Genomic DNA, 14,971 nt, shown 5'->3' with positions numbered 1-14,971 from the left:
CCGCCATACGGCACGAAAGGCAGGTGAAGGCCGGCGCGGCGTGACTCGTGGGCCACCGGAAGACCTCCGGTGGCCCATGGTCCGCCGCCGGGCCGAGAGCAGTGCTCGCTTACCTCACCAGGCGGCTCTTCGCCGCCGCAGTGATGCTGGTGGTCATCATTCTGGTGGTCTTCTGCATCTTCTTCCTCGTCCCCCGCTGGGCGGGCGTGGACCCGGCCACGATGTTCGTGGGCAAGCAGGCCGACCCGGCGGCCATCGAGGCGGTGCGCCAGAAGCTCGGCCTCGGCGACCCGATCCTCGCCCAGGTCTGGGAGTTCTTCAAAGGCCTCTTCGCGGGACGTACGTACGTCGGTGGCGGCGACGTCACGCAGTGCTCGGCGCCCTGCTTCGGCTACTCCTTCCGCAACGAGCAGGCCATCTGGCCGGTGCTCACCGACCGCTTCCCGGTCACCCTGGCCCTCGCGCTCGGTGCCGCCGTGCTGTGGCTGATCTTCGGTGTCGCGGCGGGCGTGCTCTCCGCGCTCAAGCGAGGCTCCCTGTGGGACCGCGGCGCGATGGTCGTCGCCCTCGCCGGCGTCTCGCTTCCCATCTACTTCACCGGCCTGCTGTCGCTGGCGATCTTCAGCTACGGACTCGGCTGGCTCGACGCCCAGTACGTCCCCATCGAGGAAAGCTTCACCGGCTGGTTCGGCGGCATGCTTCTGCCCTGGATCACGCTCGCCTTCCTCTACGCGGCGATGTACGCCCGGATCACCAGAGCCACGATGCTGGAGGTCATGGGCGAGGACTACATCCGCACCGCCCGCGCCAAGGGCCTGCGCGAGCCGGTCGTCATAGGCAAGCACGCCATGCGTTCCACCATGACGCCGATCCTCACCATGCTCGGCATGGACCTCGGCGCCCTGATCGGCGGCGCGATCCTCACCGAGACCACCTTCAGCCTTCCCGGCCTCGGACAGGCGGTCCTCAAGGCGATCAGCGACAAGGACCTGCCCGTCATCCTGGGCGTCACACTGATCACCTCGCTCGCGGTGATCGTCGCCAACCTCGTCGTGGACATCCTGTACGCCGTGATCGACCCCCGAGTGAGGCTCGCATGACCGAACTCAGCAAGAGCGGGGCGGCGCTGAGCGAACCCGTCAAGGACTCGCCCGCCCCGTCCGCCTTCCTCGAAGTCCGCGACCTGAAGGTGCACTTCCCGACCGACGACGGACTGGTCAAGTCCGTCGACGGGCTCAGCTTCACGCTGGAGAAGGGCAAGACCCTCGGCATCGTGGGCGAGTCCGGCTCCGGCAAGTCGGTGACCTCGCTCGGCATCATGGGCCTGCACACCACCGGCCAGTACGGCAAACGCAAGGCGCAACTCTCCGGCGAGATCTGGCTGGACGGCACGGAACTGCTCACCGCCGATCCCGACCACGTACGCAAACTGCGTGGCCGCGAGATGTCGATGATCTTCCAGGACCCGCTGTCGGCGCTGCACCCGTACTACACGATCGGCCACCAGATCGTGGAGGCGTACCGCATCCACAACGACGTCGACAAGAAGACCGCACGGCGGCGCGCGATCGAGATGCTCGACCGCGTGGGCATTCCGCAACCGGACAAGCGCGTCGACGGCTACCCGCACGAGTTCTCCGGCGGTATGCGCCAGCGCGCGATGATCGCGATGTCGCTCGTCAACAACCCCGAACTGCTCATCGCGGACGAGCCGACGACCGCCCTGGACGTGACCGTCCAGGCGCAGATCCTCGACCTGATCCGGGACTTGCAGAAGGAGTTCGGCTCCGCGGTCATCGTCATCACCCACGACCTGGGCGTCGTCGCCGAGCTCTCCGACGACATCCTGGTGATGTACGGCGGGCGCTGCGTCGAGCGCGGCCCGGCCGAGAAGGTCTTCTACGAGCCCCGGCACCCCTACACCTGGGGCCTGCTGGGCTCGATGCCGCGCCTCGACCGCGACCAGCAGGAGCGGCTCATCCCGGTCAAGGGCTCCCCGCCCTCGCTGATCAACATCCCGTCGGGCTGCGCCTTCAACCCGCGCTGCCCGTACGCGGACGTCCCCAAGGACAACGTCACCCGCACGGTCCGCCCCGAGCTGACCGAGGTCGGCAGCCAGCACTGGGCCGCCTGCCATATGACGCAGGAGCAGCGGGAGCGTATCTGGACCGAAGAGATTGCGCCCAAGCTGTGAGTGAGAAACCCGAGGACGCGGCAGTGACCAAACCCGCAGAGAGCGACGGCGCGGGCCCGAAGACGGCCCCGGGCGCGACCCTCACCAAGGACGCCGCCCCCGGCGAGACCCTGCTGAAGGTGACCGGGCTCCAGAAGCACTTCCCGATCCGCAAGGGCCTGCTCCAACGGCAGGTCGGCGCGGTGCGGGCGGTCGACGGCATCGACTTCGAGGTCAAGTCCGGCGAGACCCTCGGCGTCGTGGGCGAGTCGGGCTGCGGCAAGTCGACGATGGGCCGGCTGATCACCCGGCTTCTCGAACCGACCGCGGGCACCGTGGAGTTCGAGGGCCGGGACATCACGCACCTGGGCGTCAGCGGTATGCGCCCGATGCGCCGTGACGTCCAGATGATCTTCCAGGACCCGTACTCGTCGCTGAACCCGCGCCACACGATCGGCACCATCATCGGGGCCCCCTTCAAGCTCCAGGGCGTCACGCCCGAGGGCGGTATCAAGAAGGAGGTCCAGCGGCTGCTGGAGGTCGTCGGCCTCAACCCCGAGCACTACAACCGCTATCCGCACGAGTTCTCCGGCGGCCAGCGCCAGCGCATCGGCATCGCCCGTGCGCTCGCGCTCAACCCGAAGCTGGTCGTGGCGGACGAGCCGGTCTCCGCGCTTGACGTGTCGATCCAGGCGCAGGTCGTGAACCTGCTGGACGACCTCCAGCAGGAGCTGGGCCTGACATACGTGATCATCGCGCACGACCTGTCCGTCGTACGCCATGTCTCGGACCGTATCGCGGTGATGTACCTAGGCAAGATCGTCGAGCTCGCGGACCGCGAGTCGCTCTACAAGGCGCCGATGCACCCGTACACCAAGGCGCTGATGTCGGCCGTGCCGATCCCGGACCCACGGCGCCGGGCGGCGAAGAGCGAGCGCATCCTGCTCAAGGGCGATGTTCCCTCGCCGATCTCGCCGCCGAGCGGCTGCCGCTTCCACACTCGGTGCTGGAAGGCCACGGAGATCTGCACCACGAAGGAGCCGCCGCTCCTTGAGCTGAAGCCCGGTCAGCAGGTGGCCTGTCACCACCCGGAGAACTTCGCGGACCAGGCGCCGCAGGACACCGTCCTGCTGACCGTCGCAAAGGAAGCGGCGGAGCTGGTGGCCGACGAGGTGCTCGCGGAGTCGGCGGAAACGTCGGCTGCGGTCGCGGCGCAGGTGGGGGACAGGTCGGGCGAGGAGCCCGGGGATTCCGGTGCCGCCAAGGACTCCGGGGCCTCCAAGGAGTAACTTCCGCAGCGTGACAGAACGGGAGAGCGCGTGTGCGCTCTCCCGTTTCCGTGTCAGTGGGGAGATGTGGTGAGTCGGGAGATGTCACGTGGCTGAAATCTCAAAAGCTACTGCTTAGTAATTTCCTGTTGTACCGTTCAGGTATGTCAGAAGCGACTCTCGTACAGGCAGCGATCGGCGACAGCGAGTTCGACCGCGACACCGCGGTCACGCGTCGCGCACCCGGCGTCTACGACATCGATCTGTCCGCCGGATGGACGATCATCAACGCCGTCAACGGCGGTTACCTGCTGGCCGTTCTGGGCCGCGTACTCGCGGACGCCCTGCCGCACGGCGACCCGTTCACCGTCTCCGCGCACTACCTGACGGCATCCGAGCCGGGTCCGGCAGTCGTCCGCACGGACGTCGTACGCACCGGCCGCACTCTCTCGACGGGCCAGGCATCCCTCTTCCAGTACGACGAGGAAGGCCGGGAGGTCGAACGGATCCGCGTCCTCGCCTCCTACGGGGACCTGGACCAACTCCCCGACGACGTACGGACATCGGCGAAGCCGCCCGCGATTCCGCCGCTGGACCAGTGCTTCGGCCCCGCCGACGCGCCCGCTCCCGTCCCCGGCAGCTCCGCCATCACCGACCGGCTGATGCTCAAGCTCGACCCCTCCACCCTGGGCTGGGCCCTCGGCTCGCCGTCCGGCAAGGGCGAGATGCGGGCCTGGTTCGGGCTCGCCGACGGCCGGGACGCCGACCCCTTCTCGCTGCTCCTCGCGGTCGACGCGCTGCCGCCGACCGCCTTCGAACTGGGCCTGTCCGGCTGGGTCCCGACCGTCGAGCTGACCGTGCACATCCGCTGCCGTCCGGCGCCGGGTCCGCTGCGGATCTCGATCACCACGCGCAACCTCGCCGGCGGTTTTCTGGAGGAGGACGCCGAGGTCTGGGACAGTGCGGACCGGCTGGTGGCACAGTCGCGACAGCTCGCTCGGGTCAGGATCTGACCGGCTCCGACTGAGCAAGTAGGGCGATGAAAGGGTGCGTACGAGAGCTTCGTACGCGCCCTTCGTGTTCGTACGCACTCTTCGTGAGGGGGCGTCATCTCAGCCAGTGCCGTCGGCCGATGCTGATCAGGCGCATGCGGCGGGTCGCCGCCCGGATGACTTGGTCCTGCTCCTCGGGGGACGCGTCCAGGAGGTTGGAGGCGGTCATCAGCATCTGGTCGACGTACAGGCCCGCGAGCATCAGCAGGTCGTCGTCGTTCCAGCCGGCCGACTCCGGGTGCTGGGCCAGTGCGGTCTTCACCTCGGCGGTGAACCGGGCGAGTTGCTCCGCTATCGCGGCCCGGACCTTCTGGACCCCGCCGTTGCGTTCACGGGCGATAAAGCGGATGTGTGCTGGGTACTCGCGCACATGACGGGCGATCAGCTCGACGGTGCGCTCGATACGTTCGTCGCCGTCGCCGGCCGCTGACACCGTGCCGGCGATCACCGTGTGCAGGCTGCCCAGCGCCTCCTCGACCAGGGCCACTCCGAGATCCGCCGTCGAGGGGAAGTGCCGGTAGAAGGCGGTCGGGGCGACGCCCACGGCCCTGGTGACCTCGCGCAGGCCCAGACTGCTGAGGCTCTGCTCCTCCAGCAGAGCCAGCGCAGCGTCCAGGAACGCCTGCCTCGTCTTCTGTTTCTGGGCCTGTCGGACGCCGAGGGTGTGACTCATGCCATGCAGTTAACAACTGTTCTCCGGGATTGGAAAGACGTGTACAGGCTAGACTGATAAGTCAGTGAACAACTGTAACTACAAGCGTTCACCGATCGACGATCAGCACTCACGACACCACGAGAGGCATCTCATGCTGTTCCTCGTCGCGGCACTCCTGCTGCTGGGCGTCGTCCTGGGCACCGTGGCCCACGCGCCGCTCTCCTTCACCCTCGTCGCCACCGCGGTCATCGGCGTCTGGCTGGCCGTCTTCGCGGCCCGCGAGCATCACTCACGCCGCCGCGCGAACACCAACTGACCACGCCCTTACGCCTGTTGGGAGCAGACCTATGCAACTGACCACCGCCGCGCCCCAGCGCCGTAACGCCGTCCGTCGCGACGCCGACGGCATGGCAGTGGCGTCCTTCGTCCTCGGCCTCGTGGGGCTCCTGGTCTTCAACATCTTTCTCGGCCCCATCGCCATCGTCCTGGCGTCGGTAGCCCTCCACCGCAACACCACGCGCCGCGGTCGCGCCTACCTGGGCCTGGGCCTCGGCATCGCCGACCTACTGGTCCTCGCGGCCTTCATGTCGGCGGACAACACCATGTCGTGGAGCCTCGGCGGCTGACAGAAGGTGTTGCGCGCCTGGTTGGCTACGGGATTGGCCGCGGGCAGGGCCTGGCCGACCGCGGGCAGTCGTGCCGCTACCGCTCGGCCCTGCCGAGGCAGAAAACAGCGGGCCCTAGAATTGGGCCCACCATGGCATACCTCGACCACGCCGCGACCACCCCGATGCTCCCGGAGGCGGTCGAGGCAATGACCGCCCAGCTGGGCGCAACCGGCAACGCCTCCTCCCTGCACGCAGCCGGTCGCCGCGCGCGGCGAACCGTCGAGGAAGCCCGCGAAACCCTGGCGGCAGCCCTCGGCGCACGCCCCAGCGAGGTGGTCCTCACCTCCGGCGGCACCGAGGCCGACAATCTCGCCGTGAAGGGCCTGTACTGGTCCCGCCGAGACGCCGACCCGGCCCGCACCCGGGTTCTGGCCAGCCCCGTCGAGCACCACGCCGTCCTGGACGCCGTGCACTGGCTCGGCGAACACGAGGGCGCCACGGTCGAGTACCTCCCGGTCGACCCGTACGGCCGCGTCCACCCCGAGGCCCTGCGCGAGGCCATCGCCCGCAACCCCGACGATGTGGCGCTCGCCACGATCATGTGGGCGAACAACGAGATCGGCACGGTGCTGCCGGTCCGCGAACTGGCCGACGTCGCCGCCGAGTTCGACATCCCCCTGCACGCCGACGCCGTCCAGGCCTTCGGCCAGCTCCCCGTCGACTTCGGCGCCTCCGGGCTCGCCGCGATGTCCGTCTCCGGCCACAAGATCGGCGGTCCGTACGGCATCGGCGCCCTGCTCCTCGGCCGCGAGTACAGCCCCGTACCCGTCCTGCACGGCGGTGGCCAGGAGCGCCATGTCCGCTCCGGCACCCTGGACGTGCCCGCCGTCGCCGCCTTCGCCGTCGCCGGCCGGACCGCCGCCGAGCAGCGCGAGTGGTTCGCCCGCGAGATCGGAGCGCTGCGGGACGACCTGGTCGACGCCGTACGCAAGGCCGTCCCCGACGCCATCCTCGGCGGCGACCCTGCCAGCGAGGGCCGACTGCCCGCGAACGCCCACTTCACGTTCCCCGGCTGCGAGGGCGACTCGCTGCTGCTGCTCCTGGACGCCCAGGGCATCGAGTGCTCCACGGGCTCGGCGTGCACGGCGGGCGTGGCCCAGCCCAGCCATGTCCTCCTCGCCACGGGCACCGACCCGGACCTGGCCCGCGGCACCCTCCGCTTCTCCCTCGGCCACACCTCCACGGAGGCCGACGTCGAAGCGGTGGCCCAGGCGATCGGCCCGGCGGTGGAGAGGGCACGGACGGCGGGGCTCAGCTAGGCCTGAGCCAGGCCTTGATCCGCCGAGTGGTCCTCAGACGTTTGCGCTGCGCGCCTCTCGTACCAGTCGCATGTACCGGTCCCAGTCCCAGCCGTCCCCGGGATCCGTGTGGGTCGCCTCCGGCACCTCGACGTGGCCGATGATGTGCTTCCGGTCCACGGGTATCTTGTGGCGCGCACAGACCCGGGCGGTCAGCTGTGCCGACGCGCGGTACATCGCGTCCGTGAAGTCCTGCGGACGGTCCACGAAACCCTCGTGCTCTATGCCTATGCTCCGCTCGTTGTACTCCCGGTTCCCCGCGTGGTACGCCACGTCCAGCTCGCGGATCATCTGGGCGACATGCCCGTCCTTGCGGAAGACGTAGTGCGCTGCCGCGCCGTGTGCCGGATTCTGGAAAACCTTCACCGCCGAGTCGAAACTGCCCTGCGTGACATGAATGACGACCATGTCGATCGTGTAGTCGGCGGGCCGGTCCGCCATCCGCCAGTTCGCCGAGGACGCGGCGACCCACTGGGCGCCCGAGAAGTCGACCTCCCCCTCTTTCCGCGGCTTGCGCATGCCGGGCACCTTCCACATGTCCCGGGCCATCCCCTCGCGCATGGCGCCTCCCTGCGCCAGTTGGTCCCACCCCAGCACGGCCCCGCCCACGGCAGCCGCGGCCCCACCGACGATCAGTGCCCGCCGGCCGATGGGTCGCCCCGCCTCCTTCTCCCGGCGGTGTCTGCGCGAGGGTTCCTGAGGGGAGTCCGTCGCCCGCAGACCTGACCACTGATTCGTCCAGTCCTCTCCCATGAAAGGGCCAACGGATACCCGCGGGCTCCGGTTCCCATGGACCCGTACCCTGGAAGCGTTATGACTGAGATCTCACAGCGCCCCCTCCGCGTACTGGCCGCCATGTCCGGTGGCGTGGACTCCGCCGTCGCCGCCGCCCGAGCCGCCGAAGCCGGGCACGACGTGACCGGTGTCCACCTCGCCCTCTCGGCGAACCCGCAATCGTTCCGCACGGGCGCGCGTGGCTGTTGCACCATCGAGGACTCGCGCGACGCCCGCCGCGCCGCGGACGTGATCGGCATCCCCTTCTACGTATGGGACCTCGCCGAGCGTTTCCGTGAGGACGTGGTCGAGGACTTCGTCGCCGAGTACGAGGCCGGCCGTACCCCGAACCCCTGTCTGCGCTGCAACGAGAAGATCAAGTTCGCGGCCCTGCTCGACAAGGCCCTCGCCCTGGGCTTCGACGCCGTCTGCACCGGCCACTACGCCAAGGTGATCGTGAACGACGACGGCACGCGCGAGCTGCACCGTGCCTCCGACATGGCCAAGGACCAGTCGTACGTCCTCGGAGTCCTCGACGACCGCCAGCTCGCGCACGCCCTCTTCCCGCTCGGCGACACGGTCACGACGAAGGACGAGATCCGCGCGGAGGCCGAGCACCGGGGCCTGGCCGTCGCCAAGAAGCCGGACTCGCACGACATCTGCTTCATCGCCGACGGCGACACCCAGGGCTTCCTGGCGAACCGGCTGGGCAAGTCGGAGGGCGACATCGTCGACGAGTCCGGTGACAAGGTGGGCACCCACGAGGGCGCGTACGGCTTCACGATCGGCCAGCGCAAGGGGCTCCGCATCGGGACGCCAGCCCCGGACGGCAAGCCGCGCTACGTCCTCGACATCTCGCCGGTGAACAACACGGTGACGGTAGGCCCGGCGGCGTCTCTGGAGGTCTCTGCCCTGACGGCCATCAAGCCCCGCTGGTGCGGCGCGGCCCCGACCGGCCCGGGCACGTACACGGCCCAACTCCGCGCCCACGGAGGTGAGACGACGGTCACGGCCGAACTCGTCGACGACTCGCTGGAGGTCACCTTCACGGAGCCCGTCCGCGGCGTCGCCCCCGGCCAGGCGATCGTCCTGTACGACGGCACGCGGGTGGTGGGCTCGGCGACGATCGCGACGACGGTACGGGCGACGACTGCGGTTGCTCAGTCGGCCCAGTCGGTCAGATGACTTCAACTTCGTAGAAGCACACGTGGTTCTTGATCTCCGCGACCTCCGGCTTCGGGTCCGGGTAGGTCCAGACGAGGTCGGGGGCGCCGGGCAGCGACCAGTAGGACGCGTCGCCCTTGAAGGGGCAGTGGGTGTGGGTGTCCGAGGGCGTCAGCAATTCGGTGCGTACGTCCTCAATGGGCAGGTAGTAGCGCACGGGCAAACCTGTTTCGCGCAGCAGCAGAGGGCGTGTACTCTCCGCGAGCACCTGCCCGTCGTGCACCACGCGTACGTGCTCGGTGCCCTGCTCGATGGTGATGCGGTGGCCTGCGGTCACGTTCCGGCTCCTCGAATAGGGGTCTCACCAGGTGTAAGCGCACGCCGACGGCGGATTCTTCCCTGACGTCGTCCGATTGGAGTCCCTATGGGAGCCACGCGACTGACCCGCTACCGCAAGAGCCTTGCCCATCAAGTGACTTACGCGCTGAAGCACCCCGAGAAGGTGCCCCCGTACGCCCGCCGGGCCGCGCGTGACGCCTGGCTGCGGCTCAAACACCGCGACCACATCGCGTACTACCGGGCCGTGATGGCCTCCGACGCCGCGCGCAGCACGGAGGCGGCGGTGGGGCACAATCCGTCACGCGAGCGGTGGGCGCAGCTCGGGCGGATGCAGTTCGACTACCTGGTGCGGCACGGGCTGAAGCCGCAGCACAGGATGCTGGAGATCGGCTGCGGGAACCTGCGCGCCGGGCGGCTGTTCATCGACCACCTGGAAAGCGGCCACTACTACGGGATCGACATCTCGCCGGACATCCTGATCGCGGCCCAGGACACCCTCGTACGGGAAGGCCTCCAGGCCAAGCTGCCCCACCTGACGCTTGCGAACGACCTGACCTTCGCTTTCCTGCCCGACGCGTACTTCGACGTGGTGCACGCGCACAGCGTGTTCTCGCATTCGCCTCCGGACGTCATCGAGCAGTGTCTCGCCAACGTGGGCCGCGTACTCGCGCCCGGCGGATGGTTCGACTTCACCTTCGACCGGACTGAGGGCCGCGAACACCAGGTGCTGCACGAGGACTTCTACTACCGCACCGAGACACTGGTTCAACTGGCCGCGAAACACGGCCTTTCGGCCAAGTTCATGGACGACTGGGAGAAGCTGCCGCATGGTCAGTCGAAGCTCCGGGTGACCGCGATGTCAGAGGCGGCCCGTACCGTGAAGCCATGAACATCTGCGTCTTTCTCTCGGCCGCCGATCTCGACGAGCGCTATACGCGCCCCGCCCGCGAGTTCGCCGAACTGCTCGGCAAGGGTGGGCACACCCTGGTGTGGGGCGGTTCGGACGTCGGACTCATGAAGGTCGTCGCCGACGGGGTGCAGGAGGCGGGTGGGCGGCTGCTCGGGGTCTCCGTGGAGTTCCTGGTGGCCAAGGCGCGGCCGGACGCCGACGAGATGGTCGTGGCGCGGGACCTCGCCGAGAGGAAGGCACTGCTGCTGGAGAAGGCCGACGCCGTGGTGGTCATGGTCGGCGGGACCGGCACGCTGGACGAGGCGACGGACATCCTGGAGCTGAAGAAGCACGGCCACACCACCAAGCCGGTGGTGCTGCTCAACACGGCGGGCTTCTACGACGGCCTCAAGGAGCAGTTCCGGCGCATGGAGGACGAGGGCTTCCTGCCGGTCCCGCTGACCGACCTGGTGTTCTTCGCGGAGGAGCCGGTGGGGGCGCTGGCGTACCTGGAGGAGTCACTCGGCAAGCAGTGATGCAGTAGCGCAGTGATGCGAGCATGGCGGCATGGCTACACATGTGATCACCGGGGCCGGTTCCGGAATTGGCGCGGCCGTCGCCCGCCGCCTTCACGCGCGTGGGGACGAGCTTATGCTGCACGCGCGCGACGCGGGCCGTGCGAAGGAGCTGGCCGCAGAGTTCCCGGGGGCGAAGACCCTGGTCGGCGATCTCGCGGACCCGGACCGGTTGTCCTGGGCGTTCTCGCACCAGACGTTGCCCGACCGGGTCGACTCGCTCATGCACATCGCGGGCGTCATCGACCTCGGCCCGGTCGGCGAGCTGACCCCCAAGACCTGGCGCCACCAGCTGAACGTCAACCTGATCGCGCCCGCCGAGCTGACCCGGCACTTCCTGCCCCAACTCCGCGTCGCGCAGGGGCATGTGATCTTCGTCAACTCCGGTTCGGGACTCAACGCCGGCCGCGAATGGTCCGCGTACGCCGCCTCCAAGCACGGTCTGAAGGCTCTCGCCGACTCGCTGCGCCACGAGGAGCACGCGAACGGCGTCCGCGTCACCTCGGTCTACCCGGGCCGCACCGCGAGCCCCATGCAGGCCAAGGTCCATCAGCAGGAGGGCAAGGAGTACGACCCCGCGATGTGGATCGACCCGGAGTCGGTGGCGACGACGATCCTGATGGCTCTGGACCTGCCGAGGGACGCGGAGGTCCACGATCTGACGGTGCGGCCGGGGCGCTGACCCGCGCCACGACGATTCCGTACGCTGCCGGGGTGAGCGAAAACAGCGAGTTCAGGCCCGGTCCCGCGACCGGGATCGGGTCGATGCCGGGCGAGGACGCCCGGGAGGCCGCCAAGACCGTGACCGGGACCTTTGAGGGACCGGAGACGGGGATGCCGTATCTGGCGGAGCTGCCTGCCCGGGGGCCCGGGGCGGACATGATCGGGCGGACGGCCGGGATGCTGGTCGAGCTGTACGCGCGCGTGGAGCCCAGCGGGTGGCGGATCGGGGACCGGCCGGGGCGGGACACCCGGCGGGCCAGGGCCTGGCTCCGCCAGGACCTCGACGCGTTGGAGGAGTTCACGCAGGGGTACGAGGGGCCGCTGAAGGTGCAGGCGGTGGGGCCCTGGACGCTCGCGGCGGCGCTGGAGCTGAAGAACGGTCAGGTGGCGCTGTCCGATGCCGGCGCCCGCCGTGACCTCGCAGGATCGCTCGCCGAGGGGCTGCGTGCCCATCTCGACGACGTACGACGGCGGGTACCCGGCGCCCAGATCGTGCTGCAACTCGACGAGCCCTCGCTCGTCGCCGTCCTGCGCGGCCAGGTGAAGACGGCGAGCGGCTACCGCACCCACCGGGCGGTGGACCGCCAAGTCGTCGAGGCCACCCTGCGGGACATGGCGGGTGTGCAGGACAGCGGGCCCGTCGTCGTGCACAGCTGCGCCCCCGACGTCCCGTTCGCCCTGCTGCGCCGGGCCGGAGCGACCGCGATCTCCTTCGACTTCGGGCTCCTCACCGAGCGTGACGACGATGCGATCGGGGAAGCAGTGGAAGGGGGTACGAAGCTGTTCGCGGGCGTAGTGCCGGGCACGGACGGCCCATTGTCAGACCCTGCCGGTAGCGTCATGGGTGTCAGGACGCTGTGGCGCAGGCTGGGGCTGAATCCGGGGCTTCTCTCGGAGTCGGTCACGGTCACTCCGACGTGCGGACTCGCGGGTGCTTCGCCCGAGTACGCGCGCCGGGCGCTCGCCCACTGCGTCCAGGCGGCGAGATCCCTCGCGGACAACCCAGAGTAAGGGGAGGACGACACGGTGGCCGGCGACAAGGACGCACAGACGGGCTCGACTGCGGGGCCCGTGCCCGCCGAGGCACGGGAGAAGCACGCGCAGCTGGCGGAGCAGATCGAGGAGCACCGCTTCCGGTACTACGTGAAGGACGCGCCCGTCGTCAGCGACGCGGAGTTCGACCAGCTCCTGCGCGCCCTGGAGGCCCTGGAAGAGGAGTATCCCGAGCTGCGTACGCCCGACTCGCCGACTCAGAAGGTGGCGGGGGCGTACGAGACGGAGTTCACGGCCGTCCAGCACCGCGAGCGCATGCTGTCGCTGGACAACGCCTTCGACGAGGCGGAGCTGGCGGCCTGGGCCGACCGCGTCGCGAAGGAGGTCGGCACCTCCGACCACCACTTCCTGTGCGAGCTGAAGGTCGACGGCCTCGCGGTCAACCTCACCTATGAGCACGGCCGCCTCACACGCGCGGCGACCCGCGGCGACGGCCGCATGGGCGAGGACATCACGCCGAACGTCCGGACGATCGCCGAGATCCCCGACCGCCTGAGGGGCGACCGCATTCCCGACCTCGTGGAGATCCGCGGCGAGGTCTACTTCCCGATGGAGAAGTTCCAGGAGCTCAACGCCCGCCTGGTGGAGGCCGGCGACAAACCCTTCGCCAACCCGCGCAACGCAGCGGCGGGTTCACTGCGCCAGAAGGACCCTCGCGTCACGGCCACCCGACCGCTCCACATGGTCGTGCACGGCATCGGTGCCCGAGAGGGCTTCGACGGACTCGACCGGCTCTCAGGGGCCTACGACCTGCTGCGCGAGTGGGGTCTGCCGACGACCCCGTACAGCAAGGTGGTCGACGACCTCGACGGCGTACGGGAGTTCATCGCGTACTACGGAGAAAACCGTCACTCCGTGCAGCACGAGATCGACGGCGTCGTCGTGAAGCTCGACGAGATCCCCCTCCAGGGCCGCCTCGGCTCGACCTCGCGCGCCCCGCGCTGGGCGATCGCGTGGAAGTACGCGCCGGAGGAGGTCAACACCAAGCTGGTCAATATCCGGGTGGGCGTGGGCCGTACCGGCCGCGTCACGCCGTACGCGCAGGTGGAGCCGGTCACCGTGGCGGGCTCCGAGGTCGAGTTCGCCACGCTGCACAACCAGGACGTGGTCAAGGCCAAGGGCGTCCTCATCGGCGACACGGTGGTGCTGCGCAAGGCCGGTGACGTCATCCCGGAGATCCTCGGCCCGGTCGTCGATCTGCGCGACGGCAGAGAGCGGGAGTTCGTGATGCCCGCCGAGTGTCCCGAGTGCGGCACACCGCTGGCGCCCGCCAAGGAGGGCGACATCGATCTGCGCTGCCCCAACGGCCGTACCTGCCCGGCCCAGTTGCGCGAGCGCCTCTTCTATCTCGCGGGCCGCAAGAGCCTGGACATCGAGAACTTCGGATACGTCGCCGCCGCCGCGCTCACCAAACCCCTGGAGCCCGCCGAACCGCCCCTCAAGGACGAGGGCGACCTCTTCGACCTCACCATCGAGCAGTTGCTGCCCATCAAGGCGTACGTCCTCGACCAGGACAGCGGCTTGCCGAAGCGGGACCCGAAGACCGGCGAGGAGAAGATCGCCACAGTCTTCGCCAACCAGCAGGGCGAGCCCAAGAAGAACGCGCTGGCCATGCTGGAGAACATCGCGGCCGCCAAGAGCCGCCCGCTCGCCCGGGTGCTCACGGGGCTGTCGATCCGCCATGTCGGGCCGGTCGCGGCCGAGGCACTGGCGCGCGAGTTCCGCTCGATCGACAGAATCGAGCAGGCCACGGAGGAGGAGCTGGCCGCCACCGGGGGAGTCGGCGCGATCATCGCGGCCTCCCTCAAGGAGTGGTTCACGGTGGACTGGCACCAGGAGATCCTGCGCAAGTGGCGGGCCGCCGGTGTCCGGATGGCGGAAGAGAGTTCGGGCGAGGACGAAGGACCGCGCCCGCTCGAAGGACTCACCGTCGTCGTCACTGGAACGCTCGAGCACCACACACGGGACGGCGCGAAGGATCAACTCCAGATTCGGGGCGCGAAAGTAACCGGTTCGGTTTCGAAGAAGACTTCTTTTGTAGTCGTTGGTGACAATCCTGGATCGAAGTACGACAAGGCGATGCAGCTCAAAGTGCCTGTTCTGAACGAGGACGGCTTTGCCGTTCTGCTCGAACAAGGGCCGGAAGCAGCCGCTGAAGTCGCGCTTCCGGTCGAGGAGTAGGGATTGAAGGTCACCCGTTCGGCGCATACCAGATGCATGCGGGTGGCCTGGTCGCATTCGGGCAACCGTAGACGACCGGTGCCCGTGGAAGCCTTCTGCGGCCTACTGTTGAGATGTGCGCCTGCCGTGCCCAGCTGCGGTCGGGGCATCCCCCACTCG

At 68.9% G+C, this 14,971-nt stretch carries 16 protein-coding genes; 13 read left to right on the top strand and 3 right to left on the bottom strand.

Annotation, left to right across the window (positions count from 1 at the left end; all coding sequences use genetic code 11):
- The first annotated feature begins 101 nt into the window (after window positions 1-101).
- The 4 genes from IEZ21_RS04325 (at window position 102) to IEZ21_RS04310 (ending at window position 4,454) form a co-directional block, all read left to right on the top strand.
- The gene (locus IEZ21_RS04325; RefSeq protein ID WP_189320540.1) at window positions 102-1,100 is read left to right on the top strand and encodes an ABC transporter permease; all 999 of its coding nucleotides are present in this window, start codon (window positions 102-104) and stop codon (window positions 1,098-1,100) included.
- The gene (locus IEZ21_RS04320; RefSeq protein ID WP_189320539.1) at window positions 1,097-2,194 is read left to right on the top strand and encodes an ABC transporter ATP-binding protein; all 1,098 of its coding nucleotides are present in this window, start codon (window positions 1,097-1,099) and stop codon (window positions 2,192-2,194) included. Before IEZ21_RS04325 ends, IEZ21_RS04320 begins: the two co-directional genes overlap by 4 nt.
- Window positions 2,195-2,217: 23 nt before the next feature.
- A complete protein-coding gene (locus IEZ21_RS04315; RefSeq protein ID WP_189320538.1) occupies window positions 2,218-3,462 on the top strand; it encodes an ABC transporter ATP-binding protein in 1,245 nt (414 codons plus the stop codon).
- A 143-nt stretch (window positions 3,463-3,605) separates the two neighbouring features.
- The gene (locus tag IEZ21_RS04310) at window positions 3,606-4,454 is read left to right on the top strand and encodes a thioesterase family protein (RefSeq protein ID WP_189320537.1); all 849 of its coding nucleotides are present in this window, start codon (window positions 3,606-3,608) and stop codon (window positions 4,452-4,454) included.
- A 94-nt stretch (window positions 4,455-4,548) separates the two neighbouring features.
- Here the strand turns inward: IEZ21_RS04310 and IEZ21_RS04305 are convergent, their stop codons facing one another.
- Window positions 4,549-5,166: a TetR family transcriptional regulator gene (locus tag IEZ21_RS04305; protein WP_189320536.1), complete on the bottom strand. Its 618-nt coding sequence runs from the start codon at window positions 5,164-5,166 to the stop codon at window positions 4,549-4,551.
- A 133-nt stretch (window positions 5,167-5,299) separates the two neighbouring features.
- On the opposite strand from IEZ21_RS04305, the gene IEZ21_RS04300 reads away from it, so the two are divergent.
- From IEZ21_RS04300 to IEZ21_RS04290, 3 genes are all read left to right on the top strand, one after another.
- Window positions 5,300-5,464: a hypothetical protein gene (locus tag IEZ21_RS04300; protein ID WP_246567271.1), complete on the top strand. Its 165-nt coding sequence runs from the start codon at window positions 5,300-5,302 to the stop codon at window positions 5,462-5,464.
- 31 nt (window positions 5,465-5,495) lie between these two features.
- The gene (locus IEZ21_RS04295; RefSeq protein ID WP_033321008.1) at window positions 5,496-5,774 is read left to right on the top strand and encodes a DUF4190 domain-containing protein; all 279 of its coding nucleotides are present in this window, start codon (window positions 5,496-5,498) and stop codon (window positions 5,772-5,774) included.
- Window positions 5,775-5,905: 131 nt separating this feature from the next.
- Window positions 5,906-7,075, top strand: a complete 1,170-nt coding sequence (locus tag IEZ21_RS04290) for a cysteine desulfurase family protein (protein ID WP_189320534.1) — start codon at window positions 5,906-5,908, stop codon at window positions 7,073-7,075.
- Window positions 7,076-7,108: 33 nt separating this feature from the next.
- Here the strand turns inward: IEZ21_RS04290 and IEZ21_RS04285 are convergent, their stop codons facing one another.
- The gene (locus IEZ21_RS04285) at window positions 7,109-7,867 is read right to left on the bottom strand and encodes an N-acetylmuramoyl-L-alanine amidase (RefSeq protein WP_189320533.1); all 759 of its coding nucleotides are present in this window, start codon (window positions 7,865-7,867) and stop codon (window positions 7,109-7,111) included.
- Between the two features lie 60 nt (window positions 7,868-7,927).
- Between IEZ21_RS04285 and mnmA the strand changes: the two genes are divergently transcribed.
- A complete protein-coding gene (gene mnmA / locus IEZ21_RS04280) occupies window positions 7,928-9,073 on the top strand; it encodes a tRNA 2-thiouridine(34) synthase MnmA (RefSeq protein WP_189320532.1) in 1,146 nt (381 codons plus the stop codon).
- Here mnmA and IEZ21_RS04275 read toward each other — a convergent pair.
- Complete coding sequence (locus IEZ21_RS04275; protein WP_033321011.1) at window positions 9,066-9,389, bottom strand: DUF427 domain-containing protein; 324 nt, start codon at window positions 9,387-9,389, stop codon at window positions 9,066-9,068. The two genes, mnmA and IEZ21_RS04275, sit on opposite strands and share 8 nt — an antisense overlap.
- An 87-nt stretch (window positions 9,390-9,476) precedes the next feature.
- Here IEZ21_RS04275 and IEZ21_RS04270 point away from each other — a divergent pair, with 87 nt between their 5' ends.
- The 5 genes from IEZ21_RS04270 to ligA are packed head-to-tail and all read left to right on the top strand — an operon-like array spanning window position 9,477 to window position 14,812.
- On the top strand, window positions 9,477-10,280 hold the full coding sequence (locus IEZ21_RS04270; RefSeq protein WP_189320531.1) for a class I SAM-dependent methyltransferase: 804 nt from the start codon (window positions 9,477-9,479) through the stop codon (window positions 10,278-10,280).
- The gene (locus tag IEZ21_RS04265) at window positions 10,277-10,816 is read left to right on the top strand and encodes an LOG family protein (RefSeq protein WP_189320530.1); all 540 of its coding nucleotides are present in this window, start codon (window positions 10,277-10,279) and stop codon (window positions 10,814-10,816) included. Before IEZ21_RS04270 ends, IEZ21_RS04265 begins: the two co-directional genes overlap by 4 nt.
- Window positions 10,817-10,847: 31 nt before the next feature.
- The gene (locus tag IEZ21_RS04260) at window positions 10,848-11,537 is read left to right on the top strand and encodes an SDR family oxidoreductase (RefSeq protein ID WP_189320529.1); all 690 of its coding nucleotides are present in this window, start codon (window positions 10,848-10,850) and stop codon (window positions 11,535-11,537) included.
- A gap of 32 nt (window positions 11,538-11,569) precedes the next feature.
- Window positions 11,570-12,589, top strand: a complete 1,020-nt coding sequence (locus tag IEZ21_RS04255; RefSeq protein ID WP_189320528.1) for a methionine synthase — start codon at window positions 11,570-11,572, stop codon at window positions 12,587-12,589.
- Window positions 12,590-12,604: 15 nt separating this feature from the next.
- On the top strand, window positions 12,605-14,812 hold the full coding sequence (gene ligA, locus IEZ21_RS04250) for an NAD-dependent DNA ligase LigA (RefSeq protein ID WP_189320527.1): 2,208 nt from the start codon (window positions 12,605-12,607) through the stop codon (window positions 14,810-14,812).
- Window positions 14,813-14,971 lie beyond the last annotated feature (159 nt).

It is taken from the genome of Streptomyces flaveus (assembly GCF_014647675.1).
Lineage (GTDB): Bacteria > Actinomycetota > Actinomycetes > Streptomycetales > Streptomycetaceae > Streptomyces > Streptomyces flaveus.
Note: the sequence above shows the minus strand (reverse complement) of the source record. Positions and strands in the feature narration are given on the sequence as shown.